Below are 1,625 nucleotides of genomic sequence, written 5' to 3'. Positions count from 1 at the left end.
GTCTCTGAGCGTCTTCAGCGGCATTACAATCTCCCATTGTAGAGACTGTAGCACAGCGTGCGAACGCCCGTACAAGCCCAATCAAGTGTACCCCTCCGCCGGGGACCGCCTGTACGATTGAGGTCTGAAGTCCGAGATTAGGGTCTCCCGTCGACGCGGTGATCGTGTCCATGGAGAGCAAGTGGACACGATCGTAAATGTCAGTTTCGAGTTCGGGCAACGAGAGTAAACGCCGCCGCCGTGTGCGGTCTGAGGACGAGAAGCGGCGGATCGTGTCGGAGACGTTTGAGCCTGGCGCATCGGTCTCGGCAGTGGCACGGCGTCACGGTCTGAACGCCAACCTGCTGTTCACCTGGCGGCGCGAGATGGGCAGCGCCATATCAGCCTTGGCCGACGATGCGATGGCCTTCGTCCCGGCCGTGATCGGAGCTGCGCCTGTGCCGGCTTCGGCGCCACCGTCGCCGTCGCCGTCGGCCGGGGGCCAGATGGAGATCGTGTTCGCCGGCGGGGAGCGAGTGATAGTGGATCGGACGGTTGACGCAGTGGCGTTGGCTCGTGTGATCAAGGTCCTGTCTCGGCGATGATCCCGGTTCCATCAGGCGTACGGGTTTGGATTGCGGCCGGTCACACGGATATGCGCTGCGGCATGAACTCGTTGGCGTTGCGCATCCAGCAAGCGCTGCAGCGCGATCCGCACGCGGGCGATCTTTACGTCTTCCGCGGCAAGAGCGGCAAGCTGATCAAGATTTTCTGGTACGACGGGCTGGGCGCCTCGCTCTACGCCAAGCGGCTGGAGAAGGGACGCTTCATCTGGCCGGCGACGCACGATGGCGTGGTGGTGATCACGCCGGGGCAGCTTGGCTACCTGCTCGAAGGGATCGACTGGCGCCATCCCCAGCACACGTGGCGGCCGGAGATAGCAGGCTAGAAGGCGCTTTGCGTCGCAAGCGCCGGTGCGGCGGATTGAATCGGTGCACAACGAGCGGATCACAAGCGGCCGGCTTTGTGGTCTTCTTGCTGACGATGACCTCGGTGGATGCCCTGCCGGATGATGTGGCGAGCCTGAAGCGGCTGCTGCTGGCGCGCGACGAGGAGCTGGCTGTGGCGCGCGTGCACGCTGCCACTGTATCTGCCGAAGCAGCAAGCTTGCGAGCCAGGGCAGCCGCCGATCAGGCGTTGATCGTCCATCTGAAGCTGCAGATCGAGAAGCTCCGCCGCGAGCGGTTCGGCCAGCGCTCCGAACGCAGTTCCCGGCTGCTCGATCAGCTTGAGCTCCAGCTCGAGGAGCTCGAGGCCTCGGCGACGGAGGACGAGTTGGGGGCAGAACGAGTGGCCGCCAGGACCACCAAGGTGGCGGCCTTCACCCGGCAGCGGCCAGCGCGCAAGCCCTTCCCCGAACATCTGCCGCGCGAGCGGGTGATCGTTCCCGGACCGACCGCCTGTCCCTGCTGCGGCGGCGCACGCCTGTCGAAGCTAGGCGAGGACGTGACCGAGACCCTGGAGGTCATCCCCCGTGAGTGGAAGGTAATCCAGTACGTGCGCGAGAAGTTCTCGTGCCGCGACTGCGAGAGCATCAACCAGGCGCCGGCGCCGTTCCACGTCGTGCCCAGAGGCTGGGCCGGCCC

Annotated in this window: 3 protein-coding genes; all 3 read left to right on the top strand. The window is 65.3% G+C overall.

Annotated elements, in window-relative coordinates:
- The first annotated feature begins 197 nt into the window (after window positions 1-197).
- On the top strand, window positions 198-584 hold the full coding sequence (gene tnpA, locus BN60_RS31830) for an IS66-like element accessory protein TnpA (RefSeq protein WP_020697357.1): 387 nt from the start codon (window positions 198-200) through the stop codon (window positions 582-584).
- Window positions 581-928 (top strand): IS66 family insertion sequence element accessory protein TnpB, encoded by a 348-nt coding sequence (gene tnpB, locus BN60_RS17245; protein WP_043284030.1) that lies wholly within the window; start codon window positions 581-583, stop codon window positions 926-928. Before tnpA ends, tnpB begins: the two co-directional genes overlap by 4 nt.
- Before the next feature lie 95 nt (window positions 929-1,023).
- Window positions 1,024-1,625 (top strand): IS66 family transposase (locus tag BN60_RS17240; protein ID WP_043285974.1); only part of this gene is annotated, 602 nt, incomplete at its 3' end.

The sequence above is a fragment of the Reyranella massiliensis 521 genome (genome assembly GCF_000312425.1).
In the GTDB taxonomy this organism is placed as follows: Bacteria; Pseudomonadota; Alphaproteobacteria; order Reyranellales; family Reyranellaceae; genus Reyranella; species Reyranella massiliensis.
The sequence above is the reverse complement of the archived record's forward strand: the minus strand, read 5'-3'. Positions and strand labels throughout refer to the sequence as shown.

Excerpts from the sequence above, each read along its gene's own strand:
- tnpA (WP_020697357.1), top strand. The coding sequence starts at position 198 with ATGTCAGTTTCGAGTTCGGGCAACGAGAGTAAACGCCGCCGCCGTGTG.
- tnpB (WP_043284030.1), top strand. The coding sequence starts at position 581 with ATGATCCCGGTTCCATCAGGCGTACGGGTTTGGATTGCGGCCGGTCAC.